General features: G+C 72.0%; 14 protein-coding genes. 8 read left to right on the plus strand and 6 right to left on the minus strand.

The window, feature by feature from the left end; genetic code table 11:
* Positions 1-2: 2 nt before the first annotated feature.
* Complete coding sequence (locus E4P38_RS14440; RefSeq protein WP_135132513.1) at positions 3-695, minus strand: response regulator transcription factor; 693 nt, start codon at positions 693-695, stop codon at positions 3-5.
* Positions 692-1,879, minus strand: a complete 1,188-nt coding sequence (locus tag E4P38_RS14445) for a histidine kinase (protein WP_135132514.1) — start codon at positions 1,877-1,879, stop codon at positions 692-694. The genes E4P38_RS14440 and E4P38_RS14445 overlap by 4 nt, the downstream gene beginning before the upstream one ends.
* An 85-nt stretch (positions 1,880-1,964) precedes the next feature.
* Here E4P38_RS14445 and E4P38_RS14450 point away from each other — a divergent pair, with 85 nt between their 5' ends.
* Complete coding sequence (locus tag E4P38_RS14450; RefSeq protein WP_209309112.1) at positions 1,965-2,117, plus strand: hypothetical protein; 153 nt, start codon at positions 1,965-1,967, stop codon at positions 2,115-2,117.
* On the opposite strand, the gene E4P38_RS14455 is transcribed toward E4P38_RS14450, so the two are convergent.
* Positions 2,118-3,410 (minus strand): Rieske 2Fe-2S domain-containing protein, encoded by a 1,293-nt coding sequence (locus E4P38_RS14455; RefSeq protein ID WP_135132516.1) that lies wholly within the window; start codon positions 3,408-3,410, stop codon positions 2,118-2,120.
* A 197-nt stretch (positions 3,411-3,607) separates the two neighbouring features.
* On the opposite strand from E4P38_RS14455, the gene E4P38_RS14460 reads away from it, so the two are divergent.
* The 4 genes from E4P38_RS14460 (at position 3,608) to E4P38_RS14475 (ending at position 8,082) form a co-directional block, all read left to right on the plus strand.
* On the plus strand, positions 3,608-3,997 hold the full coding sequence (locus tag E4P38_RS14460) for a DUF485 domain-containing protein (RefSeq protein ID WP_245161037.1): 390 nt from the start codon (positions 3,608-3,610) through the stop codon (positions 3,995-3,997).
* The gene (locus E4P38_RS14465) at positions 3,990-5,630 is read left to right on the plus strand and encodes a cation acetate symporter (protein WP_135132518.1); all 1,641 of its coding nucleotides are present in this window, start codon (positions 3,990-3,992) and stop codon (positions 5,628-5,630) included. The genes E4P38_RS14460 and E4P38_RS14465 overlap by 8 nt, the downstream gene beginning before the upstream one ends.
* A gap of 119 nt (positions 5,631-5,749) precedes the next feature.
* On the plus strand, positions 5,750-6,850 hold the full coding sequence (locus E4P38_RS14470) for a saccharopine dehydrogenase NADP-binding domain-containing protein (protein ID WP_135132519.1): 1,101 nt from the start codon (positions 5,750-5,752) through the stop codon (positions 6,848-6,850).
* Positions 6,847-8,082 carry a glutamate mutase L gene (locus E4P38_RS14475; protein WP_135132520.1) on the plus strand — a complete coding sequence of 412 codons (1,236 nt, stop codon included), beginning with the start codon at positions 6,847-6,849 and terminating at the stop codon, positions 8,080-8,082. Before E4P38_RS14470 ends, E4P38_RS14475 begins: the two co-directional genes overlap by 4 nt.
* Before the next feature lie 66 nt (positions 8,083-8,148).
* Here the strand turns inward: E4P38_RS14475 and E4P38_RS14480 are convergent, their stop codons facing one another.
* The 3 genes from E4P38_RS14480 to E4P38_RS14490 form a co-directional block, all read right to left on the minus strand.
* Entirely contained in the window at positions 8,149-9,135 is a 987-nt protein-coding gene (locus tag E4P38_RS14480; RefSeq protein WP_135132521.1) for an ABC transporter ATP-binding protein, read from the minus strand.
* A gap of 112 nt (positions 9,136-9,247) precedes the next feature.
* Positions 9,248-10,759: a PH domain-containing protein gene (locus tag E4P38_RS14485; protein WP_135132522.1), complete on the minus strand. Its 1,512-nt coding sequence runs from the start codon at positions 10,757-10,759 to the stop codon at positions 9,248-9,250.
* On the minus strand, positions 10,756-11,268 hold the full coding sequence (locus E4P38_RS14490) for a PH domain-containing protein (protein WP_135132523.1): 513 nt from the start codon (positions 11,266-11,268) through the stop codon (positions 10,756-10,758). Before E4P38_RS14490 ends, E4P38_RS14485 begins: the two co-directional genes overlap by 4 nt.
* A gap of 74 nt (positions 11,269-11,342) precedes the next feature.
* Here E4P38_RS14490 and E4P38_RS14495 point away from each other — a divergent pair, with 74 nt between their 5' ends.
* From E4P38_RS14495 to E4P38_RS14505, 3 genes are all read left to right on the plus strand, one after another.
* A complete protein-coding gene (locus E4P38_RS14495) occupies positions 11,343-11,672 on the plus strand; it encodes a rhodanese-like domain-containing protein (RefSeq protein WP_245161038.1) in 330 nt (109 codons plus the stop codon).
* 444 nt (positions 11,673-12,116) lie between these two features.
* Positions 12,117-13,856 carry a DUF4331 domain-containing protein gene (locus E4P38_RS14500; protein WP_209309113.1) on the plus strand — a complete coding sequence of 580 codons (1,740 nt, stop codon included), beginning with the start codon at positions 12,117-12,119 and terminating at the stop codon, positions 13,854-13,856.
* Positions 13,857-13,937: 81 nt separating this feature from the next.
* Positions 13,938-14,747, plus strand: a complete 810-nt coding sequence (locus tag E4P38_RS14505) for a class F sortase (protein WP_167760569.1) — start codon at positions 13,938-13,940, stop codon at positions 14,745-14,747.
* Position 14,748 lies beyond the last annotated feature (1 nt).

A 14,748-nucleotide genomic window follows, 5' to 3' on the forward strand; every position in this document is an offset into this window, starting at 1 on the left:
GTTCAGGCGTCGCGGAGCAGGTCGGCGGGCTGGACGAGGCCGGTGCGGTAGGCGAGGACGACGGCCTGCACCCGGTCGCGCGAGCCGGTCTTGGCCAGCACCCGGCCGACGTGGGTCTTCACGGTGGCCTCGCTGACCACGAACCGGCCGGCGATCTCGGTGTTGCTCGCGCCGAGTGCCATCTGCACCAGCACCTCCCGCTCGCGCGGGGTGAGGTCGGCGAGCTGGCGGTCGGTCACGGCCGACGACGGCGCTGCGCCGCGGAGCATCGGCGCGACGTGCTGCAGCAGACGCCGGGTCGAGCTGGCCGCGATGACGGAGTCACCGGCGTGGACGGTCCGCACGGCCGCGAGCATGTCCTCCGGAGCGGCGTCCTTGAGCAGGAACCCGCTGGCCCCGGCGCCGATCGCGGCGACGACGTACTCGTCCAGGTCGAACGTCGTCAGGACGACGACCCGCGGCGCGTCCGGGAGTGCGGTGACCTGCCGGGTCGCCTCGATCCCGTCGGTACCGGGCATCCGCACGTCCATGAGGACGACGTCGGCCGGCGTGCGGCGCAGCAGGTCGACCGCGCTCGCGCCGTCGCCGGCCTCCCCGACGACGGTCAGGTCGGGCTGGGAGTCGATCACCATGCGGAACCCGGCCCGCACCATCTGCTGGTCGTCGACCAGGACCACGCGGATCGGGTCGCTCATCGCCGGACTCCGTAGGGGAGCGCGGCATGCACGCCGAAGCCGCCGCCGGTCCGGGGGCCGGCCTCGAGCCGACCGCCGTGCAACATCGCGCGCTCGACCATCCCGCGCACGCCCTGACCCTGGCCGTCGGCGTCGACCATGGCTGCCGAGGCGCCGCGGCCGTCGTCGAGCACGGACAGCTCGAGGGCGTCGGGCCGCCACTGCAGGCGCACCCACGCGCGGCTGGCCGGCCCCGCGTGCTTGAGCACGTTGGTGAGCGATTCCTGCACGATCCGGTAGGCGGCCAGCTGCGGGCCGGCCGGCAGCGGGCGGGGATCGCCCTCGACGATCAGGTCGACGTCCAGACCGCTGCTCCGCACGTCCTCGACCAGGACCGGGATCGCCGCGACGTCGGGCTGCGGCGCGTACTCCTCGGCGCTGCCCTCCCGCAGCACCCCGAGCAGCGAGCGCATGTCGGCCAGCGCCTGCCGGCCGGTCGCCGCGATGGCCTCCAGTGCTCCGGTCGCCGCCTCGGGGTCGGCCTTGCCGGCGTACCGGCCGCCGTCGGCCTGCGCGATGACGACGGAGAGGGAGTGCGCGACGACGTCGTGGAGCTCGCGGGCGATCCGGGCCCGCTCGGCGGTCGCCGCGAGCCGCATCTCCTGGTCGCGCTCCAGCTCCAGCAGCTCGGCGCGCTCCTCGAGCGCGGCCACCCGCAGCAGCCGGGCGCGGCGCAGGTCGCCCAGCGCCCAGGACGCGACGACCGCGACGCCGATCGCCAGGGCGGTCGGGACGAGGGCGTCGCTGACGTTCCCGGAGAAGTAGCGCAGCGAGGCCAGGAGCGCCCCGAGCAGGCCGACGGCCAGGCCGCCGCGGGACGCCCACCGCGGCGCGTAGGCCGCCAGGGCGTAGATCATGAACAAGGCCGCGACGTTGGCCGCCAGGAACGTGTTCAGGGCGCCCAGCTCGAACAGTCCCACGGCGATGACGACGGCCGCCGCGTGCACCGGCGCGCGGCGGCGCCAGGCCAGGGGGACCGTCAGGAGCAGACCGAGCAGGAACGCGCCGGTCGGGTTCTCCCAGTAGCCGGGGGCCGGCAACAGCACCGTGCAGAACGCGACGGCGGCGGCCAGCCAGCAGTCGACGGCGAACGGGTGCGCACGGGCCCAGCGCGCGACGCGCTCGACAGCAGGGGACCGCTCCATTGGGTCGACCCTAGGCAGCGCGGCCGGAAATCTCGTCGTCCCCAGGAGGGACATGCGCGTCAGACCGCGGTGGGACGCTGGACCCGTGATCGCTCCCGAGCCACGCCCCGCGCGGCCCGACGACGGCGGCGACCCGGCGTGCTGGGCCCGCCGCGTCTGCCCGGCGTGCGGCCGGCTGGCCGACCAGGACCCGCCGACCCGCTGCCCCGGCTGCGGCGCGGAGCTGCCCGACGACTGATCAGGCGGCCGCCTGCTGCCGGCGGCCGACCACCATGAAGTCGCACAGCGCCTGCCGCAGCGCGATCCCCAGCCGGTCGGCGGGCACGTGCACCTCGTCGCGCGGGTCCAGCGGCAGGCCGGGAACGGCGAGCGCCGCCTGCGACCGGACGTCCTCCTCGAGGATCCGTTTCTGCAGCGCCACTTGCCCGGACACGTCGGCCCGCAGTGGCAGCGGCTGTCCGGGGCCGGAGGAGAGCAGCAGGACGACGTAGATCCGCGTCGAGTCGAGGTCCTCGGGCTGCAGCAGGTACAGGATCGTCGTGGTGGCGCCGCTGTCCAGGAAGTCCTGGCGCAGCCGCAGCTGGAACGGCGCGCGGTAGGTGTACGTCGTACGCCGCCGCTGGCGCAGCGGCCGCCCGCCGGTGGCGACCTCGGGGTCCAGCGGGTTGTCGCACCACTGCTCCCGGACGCTGCTGAAGCCGCCCGGCTCGATCGTGACCGGCGCGGGCCCGACCTCGGCCTGGTCCGGTAGGCCGATGGTGGCCGCGTGCACGAACGGGCCGTGCGTCGCGTCGAGGAAGGTGTCGGCCAGCGGGCCGGCCGGACCGGGGGAGCGGACGGGCTGCATCCAGTCGGTCACGAACCGGCGATCGACGTCCTCCGGCACCTCGAGCGGGACGTCGGCCGGCTCGGACGGCGCCAGCCAGATGAGGCCCAGGCGCTCACGGACGCCGAACGCCGGCGGGTCGGCGACCAGCGCATCGCCGTCCCGCCGCAGCGTCCAGTTCCGTCCCAGCAGCCGGACCTGCAACCAGCCGCCCGGCCGCAGCTCCCGCGACAGCGCCACGGGGTGCCAGGCGTGCTCGAGCGAGGGATCTAGGTTGTCGAAGGCCGCCCCCTCCGGGTCGGGGGGTGCCGGCGCGGGCTCGGGTGCGGCCGTGACCCGTGGTGGGACGTGGGTCGCCGTCCGCTCGGGTGCGAGCCAGACCCAGCCGTGCCGCTCCTCGACCGCCCAGGGCATGGACAGGTCGGCACGCGGGGGCGGGGTGCCGTGCGGGCCCATCGACGGGAGGTCGACGCAGCGGCCGTCGGAGTCGAACCGCCACCCGTGGGCGGGGCACTGCAGGCGTCCGTCCACCACCGAGCCGGCGGCCAGCGGCACCAGCCGGTGCGGGCACCGGGCGGGGAACGCGCTCACCTCGCCGCCGGGGCGGAGCCGGACGACCACGTACGCCTGACCGCCGACGCCCACCGGGACCGGCGTCGTCCCCACCTCGGTGGTCCGGGCCACCGGGAACCAGCCGGTCGTCATCGGAGGAATCGCTGCCACGAGTTCGCTGCCATGAGCCATTGCAGCGCGCCGGGATGAGGGGCCGGTTACGTCGATCGGGCGTTTGTGCAACGCCTTGTTCTAGTTGTGACCTTGAGTACCCGCCGGTAGGCCCTACAGTGACGACCGCCACATCGAGTCCGTCGTCCGCGCAGGTGTCCTGGACCGGAGAGTGTTCTGTGAGTGAACCCAACGACGAACGTCGGCTGCTGTCGCCGGAGGAGTACCTGGCGGCGCAGGAGTCGGCGGAGTTCGTCGAGCTGAAGCGCCGGTTCCGCCGCTTCGCCTTCCCGATGACCGTCGCCTTCCTGAGCTGGTACCTGCTGTTCGTGCTGCTCTCGACCTACGCGCACGACTTCATGTCCACCGAGGTCATCGGCAACATCAACGTGGGCCTCATCTTCGGTCTGCTCCAGTTCGTCTCGACCTTCGCGATCACCCACCTCTACGTGGCCCACGCGAACAAGAACACCGACCCGATCGCCGACGAGATGCGCAACCGGCTCGAGCAGCACGAGTTCGCGCACCGGGACGGCACCGGCACGACCGAGGGGGCGACCCGTGCCTGACCTGCTCGCTGCCGAGGGCAGCATCGGTGAGCCGGCGATCAACATCTCGATCTTCGGCGTCTTCGTCCTGATCACGCTGGTCATCACGTTCCGGGCCAGCCGCAACAACAAGAGCGCCGCGGACTACTACGCGGCGGGCCGCAACATCAGCGGCACCCAGAACGGCCTGGCCATCGCGGGCGACTACCTGTCGGCTGCGTCGTTCCTGGGGATCGCCGGCGCCATCGCCGTCTACGGCTACGACGGCTTCCTGTACTCCATCGGCTTCCTCGTGGCATGGCTCGTCGCGCTGCTGCTGGTCGCCGAGCTCATGCGGAACACGGCGCGGTTCACGATGGCCGACGTCCTCGCCTTCCGGATGCGTCAGGCACCGGTGCGCATGGCGGCGGCGATCTCGACCCTGGTCGTCTCGCTGTTCTATCTCCTCGCGCAGATGGCCGGCGCGGGCGGACTGGTCACCCTGCTGCTCGGCGTGAGCGGCGAGGCGGCGCAGGCCGTCGTCGTGACCGTCGTCGGCGCTCTGATGATCTTCTACGTGCTCGTCGGCGGCATGCGCGGCACGACGTACGTCCAGATCATCAAGGCCTCGCTGCTGATCATCGGCGCCTTCGTGATGACCGTGTGGGTGCTCGGCAAGTACGGCTTCAACCTGTCGTCCCTGCTGGGCGGCGCGCAGGACAACGCCGCAGCGGGCCGGAACGTCCTCGCGCCGGGCGCGCAGTACGGCCTGACCAACACCTCGAAGCTGGACTTCGTCTCGCTGGGGCTGGCGCTCGTGCTCGGGACGGCGGGTCTGCCGCACGTGCTCATGCGCTTCTACACCGTGCCGACGGCGAAGGACGCCCGTCGCTCGGTCGTCTGGGCGATCTGGCTGATCGGGATCTTCTACCTGTTCAGCCTGGTGATCGGCTACGGCGCCGGTGCGCTGGTGGGTGCGGAGGAGATCCTCGCCGCGCCGGGCGCGGTCAACGCCGCTGCGCCGCTGCTGGCCTTCGAGCTCGGCGGCACCGCGCTGCTGGGCATCATCTCGGGCGTCGCCTTCGCGACGATCCTCGCGGTGGTCGCCGGGCTGACGATCACGGCGTCCGCGTCGTTCGCGCACGACGTCTACGCATCGGTGATCAAGAAGGGCAAGGTGTCGCCGAACGGCGAGGTCCGGGTCGCCCGGATCACCGCCGTCGTCATCGGCGCGATCGCCATCGGGCTGGGCATCCTGGCGCTCCAGGCAGGTCTGAACATCGCGTTCCTGGTGGCGCTGGCGTTCGCGATCGCCGCCTCGGCCAACCTGCCGACGATCCTCTACACGCTGTTCTGGAAGAAGTTCACCACCCAGGGCGCGCTGTGGTCGATCTACGGCGGGCTGATCGCCTGCGTCGGGCTGATCATCTTCTCGCCGGTGGTGTCCGGAGCGCCGATCGTGGAAGCGACGGGCAAGAGCACGTCGCTGTTCCAGAACGTGGACTTCCACTGGTTCCCGCTCAACAACCCCGGCCTGGTGTCGATCCCGCTCTCGTTCTTCCTGGGCTGGCTCGGCACGAAGCTGTCCAAGGAGCGCCCGGACGAGCTCAAGTCCGCCGAGCTCGAGGTCCGCGCGTTCACCGGGATCGGGGCGGAGCAGGCCGTCCAGCACTGAAACGGCGGTCGCGTGGCTCGCTTCCGGGGTTGTTCTCGCGTTTCAGGGGTTCTGCAGGACCCCGAGAGCGCGAAGAACACCCCGGAAGCGCCCCGGGGCGACGTCGATAGGGTCCGCGGGTGACTGCCCGCATCGTCCTGTTCGGCGCGACCGGCTACACCGGCGCCCGCACCGCCGAGGCGCTCGTCGCCCGCGGTGCCCGCCCCGTCCTCGCCGGCCGTGATCCCGCGCGGCTCGCGCAGCTGGCCGAGCGGCTCGGCGGCGTGGAGACCGCACGCGCCGACGTGACCGATCCCCGCTCGGTGCGCGGTCTTCTCGGGCACGGCGACGTCCTGGTCACCACGGTCGGCCCGTTCCTCCGGCTCGGGCAGGCAGCGGTGGACGCCGCCGTGGCGGAGGGCGCCGTGTACCTGGACTCCACCGGAGAGCCGCCGTTCGTCCGCCGGCTCTTCGAGCACGACGCCGTGCGCGCGGCCGCCACGGGTGCCGCGCTGGTGCCGGCCTTCGGCCTCGATTACGTGCCGGGCAACCTCGCGGCCGCGCTCGCCCTGACCGAGGCCGGCAGGCGCGCGCACCGCCTCGACGTGGGCTACGCGATCGACGGTGCCTCGGGGCAGGCGTTCTCCCGCGGGACGCTGGTCTCGCTGATGGGCGTGCTGTTCGAACCGGGTTTCGCCTTCACCGGGGGCCGGCTCGTGCCCGAGGCCGCGGGCCGCCGGATGTGGCGGTTCGAGGCGAACGGACGGACCCGCCGCGGGCTGTCGGTCGGTGGCTCGGAACACCTGACCATGCCGGGGCTCGCCCCGTCCCTGCGGGAGATCGGCGTGCACCTGGACTGGTTCGGCCCGCTGACCCCGGTGGCGCACCGCCTGGCGCCGCTGTCCGGGCTGACCGGCCGGTTGCCCGGCGCGGAGCGGGTCGCCCAGCGGCTGGCCGGTTTCATCGGCGGACGGGTCAGCGAGGCGCCGTCGCAGGCGACCCTCGGGCGCGCCCGCACGCACACCGTGGCCGAGGTGCGGGACTCGTCCGGGGAGCTCGTCAGCCGCGTGCAGTTGACCGGGCCGGAGGCCTACGGGTTCACCGCGTCGATGCTCGCCTGGGGGGCGACCCGGGCGGCCGAGTCAGGCGTCCGAGGCACCGGCACGTTGGGCCCGGTGCAGGCCTTCGGCCTCGACGAGCTCACCGCCGGCGCCGCCGAGGCCGGCCTCGTCCGTTCGTGAACGTCGTCTGCGTCGACATCGGCTCCACGTACACGAAGGCCGCGGTGGTCGACGTCGCCACGGGGTCGCTGCTCGCCACCGCGCAGGCACCGACGACCGCCGACGTGGTGGACGGCGTCCTGGCGGCGACCGCCGGCTTCGACGACGTCGCGGTCGTCGCCTGCTCCAGCGCGGGCGGTGGCCTGCGCCTGGTCGTCGTCGGCTACGAGGAGCTGATCAGCGCCGAGGCCGGGCACCGGGCGGCGCTGTCGGCGGGAGCCCGCGTGGTGCACGTCGCGGCCGGTCGCCTGGACGACGCCGCGCTGGCCTTGCTGCGGAACATCGCACCCGACGTGGTCCTCCTGGTCGGCGGTACGGACGGCGGCGAGGCCTCGGTGCTGCGGCACAACGCGGCCGCGCTCGCCGGGATGGACTGGTCCGTCCCGATCGTCCTGGCCGGGAACGCCGCTGTCCGCGACGAGGTGGCTGCTGTGCTCCGGGACGGCGGGCTGCCGGTGAGCGAGGCGGCCAACGTGCTGCCCGACATCGGCCGGCTCGCCCCCGAATCGGCCCGGACGGCGATCCGCGAGGTGTTCCTGGAGCACGTGATCGGCGGTTCCCGGCTGTCCCGCGATCCCCGGCTGCGCACCTGGGTGCGGGCGGTGACGCCGGACTCCGTCCTGGAGGGGGTCTCGGTGCTGGCCGGGCTGCGGTCGGCCGCGGCGGTGCCGGGCGTCGTCGTACTGGACGTCGGCGGCGCCACCACCGACGTCTACTGCGTGCCCGACCCGGACGCCGAGCAGGCGACGCTGGGCCGGGAGGCGGTCGGCGTGCCCGCCCGCCGGCGCACGGTGGAGGGCGACCTCGGGGTGTCCTCGAGCGTCGAGGACCTGCGCGCGGCGGCCCGCGCCGAGGGCCTCGGCGTCGGCGACGACCCCCTGTCGCTGGGGGAGGCGGCTGCGACCGTGGCGCTCCGCCGGCACCTGCGGGCCGAGGGTGCCTACGGGCCGGGCGGTGCCGGAGCACGCGGAGTCGGCCTCGTCGTCCTCTCCGGCGGGGTCTTCCGGCACGCCGACCCCGCCGCCGTGGACGGCGTCGTCGCGCGCCTGGCCGCCGACCGCGGCGGAGCGGGGAGCGTGCTCACGGGAACGCAGGTCGTCGTCGACCGCCGGTACGTGCTCGCCGCCGCGGGGCTGCTCGCCACGGACTACCCGGTGGCCGCGGCCGGTCTGCTCAGGGAGCTGGCCGGCTGAACGTCGCGGCCACGGCGGCTCGTCGGGTGGGTCGCTCAGACCTTCGTTGACCCGCTCTTCAGCGTCCTACTGTTGTGCCGCGTCAGCTTGACCGGTGTCATCAGGCTGATCCTCTGGTACAGCCTCTTGTTCGGTCTCTTCCTCCTGATCGCCGTCGAGCCTCTCCGGAGGGGTAAGCAGCGCCTGCAAGAGCAGGCGTGCCGGGGCCGAGGTCCGCGGCCACGCCTGAAGCATGGCAACCCGCTCGGCCGAGAGCATGCGCCCGGTGATGTGAGGTTCGTTGGCGAACTTGTTCAGTTGTGCGTTGGTCTTCTTGTGGCTGTCGAGGAATGTGGCGCCGAGGAACGCGCTTATCGCCGTTCCGAGTGCTGTGAGACCCGCCGTCAGCCACGCGCTGTCCCCAGGGCCATTCAAGGCGATGATTGCCCCGGAGACCAGAATGATGAAGCCGACCGCACTGGAGACCTGCGCCATGCGGAAGGACGACCGCTGCTGTCGCTTGGTCATTTCTTGGTAGGCGTCTAACTGGCGCCGGTTCATGATGTACAAACGGCTCAGCGGGATCGTGCCGTCCATAGAGCCGGAGAGAGCCTGCAGTGCAGCCTCGGCCTGATACTGCGCCTCGCGCTTCCTCCTCTCCCACAGGGACCAACGCGCCGAAATGTATGGAGCCACGCTCCAGGCCAAAGCTGCCGCGGAGAGCACCGCAATGATCCACAGAACGTCGCGCCAATTTTCGTTCATCCCACCGCCTCGCCACCTAGTGGCCAGAAGGACGGTCGCGAAGGTGAGGAGTACGACGGACGCGGCCAACGGCCAGGGGCGATTGCGCTTCACGAACCACGCGCGCTCGGGACTGTTCGCCCACAGCATCTTGTACGGATCATTTACATCGGGGCCATCCCGAAACCCGGAGTCAAGGCCCAGACCGCCCGAAGGGTCGTCGCCGCGGGACGTCACCCCTGGTGTGACCATCGGATAGTCCCGCGGCACCTCGCCATTTGGCTGCGGCTTGGCACCGTCGCCTGCCTCGTGACGTGTGGGCGTACTCATGGTGCTTCGCTCTTGCTACTTGGGTCGTTCGAAGTTCCCTGCGACGTTTCCCCGTTCATAGCCCCCCCATGGGTCCTGCGGAGGGACAGCATGGTGGATGCCTACCGAATTGTCAGCCCTCTCCTGCGCGGGGCGACGACATTCCCGGCCCGCGGGGATTCCTCTCTCCGGACGCCAAGAGTGCACTTGCCCATTGCCCGGACGCGGCGGCGGTGAAGCTCGCGACGTCGTCGGCGGCCATGTCGATCGCCGCGTAGCCGCCGCGCCCGGCGCCCACGCAGGCCAGTACCGTGGCGAGCCCGGCGCGCCGTTGGAAGAAGGACTGCCGCACCTCCCAGCCGACGACCGCCCGGCGCTGCAGGAGCGCCTGCTCGCGCACCAGCCATCCGCTGCGGACGCTGAACGAACTCGGCCCGGTCGCGTGGCCCAGCGCGGCGTACCGGCCCAGCCCCAGCGGGACGCCGAGGACGGCGAGCACCAGCCCGACGACCAGGACCCACCACCAGCCGGCCGTGACGATCGCGACCAGGCCGCCCGCCGCGACGAGCAGTCCGGCGGAGACCGCCCGCACGATCCGCCGGCGGCGTGCCGCGGGGGGATGAGCGACGAGCGGGCCGGGGTCCTCGACCAGCCGGCGGACGAGCGACCACGCCTCGGAACGAGGGCCCAGCGGGAGCAGCTGCCCGCGCCGGGCCGCGTCGCCCAGGCCGGTCACCAGGGCGTTCACCCGCGCCGCGCGGACCAGCCGCATGCCGGCGCCCTCGGCCACGGTGGCGCCGCGGATCCGGTCGATCTCCAGCTCCGTGTGCCGCCGGGTGATCAGGCCCCGGACGGCGATCAGCGACCCGCCGCGCCGGACCAGCCGGAAGCCCCAATTCACGACGGCGGCGCCCACGACCGAACCGACGAGCAGGACCAGTAGCGCGCCGACGACGACGATGACGAACGCCCGGACGCTGGCCAGCGCCTCCTCGTCGACGTCGGGCCGCAGGCTCTCCGGCAGCTCCTGCGCCAGCCGGAACAGGGCCCCGACCGCGGCCAGCGGAAGGGCGAGATAGCTGCCGACCAGCGGCGCGTAGAGCAGCCAGCGGTTGTCGAAGCGGCCGAACTCCTCCTCGGCGGGCTCGCGCTCGGCTCCGTCGTCCTGCCGTGCCGGGGCCTGGCGGTGGGTGAGGACGGCGGTGCGCAGCCGGTCGCCCTCGGCGCGCGAGACGCCGTCGACGACCAGTTCCTCGTCCTTGCCCGACACCGCCCCGGCAGCCGCGTCGACGCGTACCCGCACCAGGCCGAACAGCCGGTGCAGGATCGGTGTCTCGACCTCCACCCCGCGGATCCGGTCGTTGGGGACGGTGCGCACCGAGCGGGACAGCAGCCCCCGGGTGACGACGACGGAGCTCAGGCCGTCCGCGTAGCTGAACCGCCACCACGACAGCGCAGCCGTGCCGAGGGACAGCAGCGTCACACCGACGACGAGCGCGATGACCGTCGTCCGACCGCCGCCGAAGCCGGTGGCCGCAACGAGCGGGATGACGGCCGGCACGAACGCGCGGGCCTGCCGGAAGGTGATCGTGTGGACCAGGACGATGAACGGGGACGTCCGGCGGCCGACAGTTTCGGGGTTCACGTCGCCTGGTCGCGGACCTGCTCCGCGCGGTGGGCGAGGTCGTCGGCCACGCGCTGGGCGACGTCGGCCTCCAGGTGCCAGACGCGCACGGTGCCCTGCGACGACGCCGTCAGCACCGCGACCGTGGACAGGCCGAACAGCTGCTGCAGGACGCCGCGGGTGACGTCGACGGTCTGGATGCGGGAGATCGGCACCAGCGTCCAGGTGCGGGTCAGCCAGCCGGTGAGCGTGTAGACCGCGTCGGCGGTGACCTCCCAGTGGTGCACCCGGAATCGGAACCAGGGCCGCACGCCGATCGCCATGACCGCGTAGAGCACGGAAGCGGTCGGCACGAGCCAGCGCAGCACGGGGAACGGGCCGCCCAGGTCGTCGGGCACGAACATGATGAACAAGGTCGCGCCGATCCCGAGGAACAGCGACGCGATGACCCCCTCGGTCACCCAGAGACCGATCGCGGACCGGGAGAGCTGCCAGGCCGGTTGGCGGACGGGCGACGGGGCGGTGGTCATCGGGCAGGCCGGCGGGTGAGGGACATCGCCCCCATCCTCGCAGTGCCCGTCGGCGTGCCACGATGGAGTGCGTGATGCCGCAGCAGGTTCCCACCGTGCCCGCCTCCGAGTTGCCGGCGGATGCCGTCGTCCTCGACGTCCGTGAGGACGACGAATGGGTGCACGGCCACATCGAGGGCGCGACCCACATCCCGATGGGCGACGTCCCGGCCCGTCTCGACGACCTTCCCGAGGGCGACCCGCTGTACGTGACCTGCCGCGGTGGCGGCCGGTCCGGGCGCGTGGCCGCGTGGCTCAACCAGAACGGCTTCGACGCGGTGAACGTCGGCGGCGGCATGGGCGAGTGGGAGGCCGCCGGCAAGCCGATGGTCAGCGAGACCGGCGAGCCCCCTTTCGTGCGGTGATCGCGGTGGCCGGGCCTGGCTGCCGGGTGGACGCCGCTGGGCGGGAGAGCTACCGGGCCGTGACTCCCGGTGCCGACACGCGGGCCGACGGAACGCATTCTGCGTACAACTCGGTAGAAGGCAATTCTGTTGACTCCGTCTCCGTCACGTGACGCATTGCGACGACCGCTCGGCGTGTTCGCGATTCCCTGAACGCTGAGTGAGCGCATTCACAAGATCGCTGCGTACGTTCCGGTCGTCGCAGCAGGACTACAGAGCTCGAGCGCACGTTCCAGGGGAGCGCACGTTCCAGGGGGAGTGCCTTTCTCGGCGGTTCGGTGACTTTCCCTCACCGGCTGGCTGCGACGTCATGTCGGTGATCGCCCGTCGTGGGTGGTCGGTGAAAGGACGCGCATGCCCAGTTCCAGACGACTCCTCCAAACAAGGGGGGGCCGTGCCACCGCGATGATCGCCGCGGGCGGCCTGCTCGCCGGTTCGACCGTGATCGGGCTCCTGCCCACCCTCGCCGGGGCCTCCAGCCACCGCGAGGCTCCGCTCATCGCGGCAGACCCCGCCGTGGACAACACCGACGTCTACGCCTTCTCGAGCCCGGAGAACCCCGACAACGTCGCGCTCGTCGCCAACTGGATCCCGTTCGAGGAGCCTAACGGCGGCCCGAACTTCTACCCGTGGTCCGACGACGCCGAATACCTGATCAACATCGACAACGACGGCGACGCCGTGGCCGATCTGATCTACCGGTGGCGCTTCACCACCGATGACCGTCGCAGCACCGACACGTTCCTCTACAACAACGGGCCGGTCGACTCCCTCGACGACGAGAACCTGCTCTTCCGCCAGTCCTTCACGCTCGACGTGAGCACCGACGGCGGCGGTTCCTACGGATCACCGATCGCCGAAGGCCCCGTGGCGCCGTCCTACACCGGGCCGGCCAGCATGGGCTCTTCGCAGAGCTACGTCGACAACCTGCGCACCCCGGCGATCACCGACGTGGACGGCGGCGGGCGCACCCTGACCACCCAGGCCGAGGACTCGTTCTTCCTCGACCTCCGGGTCTTCGACCTGCTCTACGGTGCCAACCTGTCCGAGACCGGTCAGGACACCCTCGCGGGCTACAACGTGAACAGCATCGTTCTCGAGGTGCCCAAGACCGAGGTCGCGATCGGCAACGACGCCACGAACAACCCGGTCATCGGCGTGTGGAGCACGACCACACGGCCGACCATGCGCAATGCCGACGGGACGGCATCGGGCAACGGGTTCACCCAGGTCTCCCGCCTGGGCATGCCGCTGGTCAACGAGGTCGTCGTCCCGACCGGACTCAAGGACGCCTTCAACTCCATCTCGCCTGACATGGACGCCGACGCCGCCGACGGCGCGGTCGTGGACCGCGTGCTCGACCCCGAGGTGCCGAAGCTCATCGAGGCGATCTACGGCGTTCCGGCGCCCGCGGCGCCGCGATGGGACATCTTCGAGGTGTTCCTGACGGGGGTCGTCAGCACCGAGACCTACGACATCGACGGGGATGCGGCCACGGCCAACCCCATCGACGTGGACCTCAACTCGCAGGCGATCAACGCCGATTCGCCGGCCAATGCGGACCGGGCGGCCTTCCAGCCGTCGGAGATGCTGCGGCTGAACATGGCCATCACCGGGCCGACGGACCTGAACATGCAGCCGCTGCCGGAGGCCAGCCGGCTCGGAGTCATCGGCGGTGACATCCAGGGCTTCCCGAACGGTCGCCGGCTCGCCGACGACGTGGTGGACATCGAGATCCTCGCGCTCGAGGGCATCTACGACGTCACCAACCCGGGTGATCGGCAGGCGGCCTTCGACGCCCTGAAGGGCGGCGACGGGGTCAACTCCAACGACAACGCGTTCAGCGGCTCGTTCCCCTACATCGCCGGCCCGAACACACAGGCCGTCAACCAGGGTGGTGGCACCGGTGCCGGCGGTACGGACACCGCCGCGGGCAACGGCAACCCGGTGCAGCCGGCGGCTCAGCCGCAGGCCAACGGGTATCCCCGAGGCGGCGTCGAGACCGGTGCAGGCGGTGTCGGGGACACCATCATCCCGGCGCTCACCGGCTCGGCCGCGCTCCTGCTCATCGGTGCCGGTGCCGGGTCGCTGATCCGGGGCAGGGCTCTGCGTCGGTCGACGACCTCCGGCACGCCGGAGGTCTGACCCGCTCGTCGGCTGTGGGGTGCGGCTCCGGCCGCACCCCACAGCCACGCCCCCGGGCAGCACCGTTTCGAAGGAGATCCTGTGTCCGGCACCACCCAGCCCCCACCCTCCCAGGATGACGCCTCCGACAACGAGCCGTCGCTGCTGGAGTCCGAGTTCCGGAAGGGCGACGGGCCTGCCCGCAGCCGTCGCTGGGGCATTCCTGTCTGGCTGCTCCCCACCCTTGGCGCGCTGGCTGCCGGTGTACTCGTCGGCTACTTCATTTTCGGCGGAACCGACGCCCGCGCCCCCCGCCCAGTCGCCGCGGTCCCGACCACGACATCCGAGGCACCTCAGCCGGCCTCGCCCGTCGTCACCTCATTGGCCCGCGCCGAGCCCGTCCAGCTCGACATCCCGGCCATCGAGGTGAGCTCCTCGCTGGTCGACCTCGGGCTCAACACCGACGGCACCCTCGAGGTGCCGGTCGACTTCGCCAAGGCCGGCTGGTTCACCGGCGGCAATTACCCCGGCGATCCGCAGGGCCCGCCCGCACTGCTCGCCGGACACGTCGACGACTACACCGGCCCGGCCGTCTTCTACCGGCTGCCCGAGCTGGCGGTGGGCGACGAGGTGCTCGTGACCCGCGCCGACAACACCGTCGCGGTCTTCTCCGTGACCGGGAGCCAGCAGTACCCGAAGGATGCCCTGCCGACCGACCAGGTCTACGCCCCCGTCGGCGACTCGGAGATCGTGCTCATCACGTGCACCGGAGACTTCGACCGGTCCGCGCGGTCCTACCAGGACAACCTCGTCGTCCGCGCCACGCTCAACATGGCGCGATCCCTCGAGGAGAGCGACAAGCGCGCTGCCTCCGGTCAGCCGGTGCCAGCCGCCGACCTCCCGAACGTCTGAC

The sequence above is a fragment of the Blastococcus sp. CT_GayMR16 genome (assembly GCF_004570875.1).
Lineage (GTDB): Bacteria > Actinomycetota > Actinomycetes > Mycobacteriales > Geodermatophilaceae > Blastococcus_B.

Bases quoted from the DNA above. Each gene is read 5' to 3' on its own strand.
- E4P38_RS14500 (WP_209309113.1), top strand. From the start codon at position 12,117: ATGATCGCCGCGGGCGGCCTGCTCGCCGGTTCGACCGTGATCGGGCTC.
- E4P38_RS14480 (WP_135132521.1), bottom strand. From the start codon at position 9,135: ATGAGTACGCCCACACGTCACGAGGCAGGCGACGGTGCCAAGCCGCAG.
- E4P38_RS14455 (WP_135132516.1), bottom strand. From the start codon at position 3,410: ATGACGACCGGCTGGTTCCCGGTGGCCCGGACCACCGAGGTGGGGACG.
- E4P38_RS14440 (WP_135132513.1), bottom strand. From the start codon at position 695: ATGAGCGACCCGATCCGCGTGGTCCTGGTCGACGACCAGCAGATGGTG.
- E4P38_RS14445 (WP_135132514.1), bottom strand. From the start codon at position 1,879: ATGGAGCGGTCCCCTGCTGTCGAGCGCGTCGCGCGCTGGGCCCGTGCG.
- E4P38_RS14490 (WP_135132523.1), bottom strand. From the start codon at position 11,268: ATGACCACCGCCCCGTCGCCCGTCCGCCAACCGGCCTGGCAGCTCTCC.
- E4P38_RS14495 (WP_245161038.1), top strand. From the start codon at position 11,343: ATGCCGCAGCAGGTTCCCACCGTGCCCGCCTCCGAGTTGCCGGCGGAT.